The organism is Halorubrum sp. Atlit-28R, from assembly GCF_003665955.1.
GTDB lineage: Archaea > Halobacteriota > Halobacteria > Halobacteriales > Haloferacaceae > Halorubrum > Halorubrum tropicale.
In genome coordinates, this window is record NZ_QPLS01000249.1 from 1 (window position 1) to 448 (window position 448).

1 protein-coding gene is annotated in these 448 nt (G+C 56.5%); it reads left to right on the forward strand.

The genetic code is table 11. The features are described 5' to 3' along the window. A partial coding sequence (locus tag DVK06_RS18810) for a hypothetical protein (RefSeq protein WP_158600116.1) occupies positions 1-412 on the forward strand: 412 nt, incomplete at its 5' end. Positions 413-448: the final 36 nt, after the last annotated feature.

Genomic DNA, 448 nt, shown 5'->3' on the forward strand with positions numbered 1-448 from the left:
GTGGGCAGCCTTCATCCTGGACGTCGTGATTAAGACCGCGCTCATCTATTGGTCGGCTGCTCTCATTACTCTGGGCATGATAGCAGCCGGTGGCTTCGAGCCGGTGATCGCTTGCCTTGTCTTGGCGGCGTCGCTTTCGAGTCTTCATTTTCTCTGCCTTTTCCTCGGTGGCAGAGTTGTGGAGTCGCTTGAGGAGGCAAACATTCGGCGCAGCCGTCTCCTCAGGTTCGTCCTTGTGCTGATCTCCGCCAACGTCTTTTTCATCGCGAGTTTAGTTGCGCTCCTTTCCGTCTCAGGCGGTGTTTACAATAGCGTCCTCGTGGGCATGATCGTGGCTGCCACCAATCTGGTGCCCGTTCTGTTCGTCGCGGTGACCAGCGGCCTTTTGAGCCTAATCAAGCTTTCGGCCTGATCGACTGCTGTCGATCTCCCGTGGCAGTCATCATTG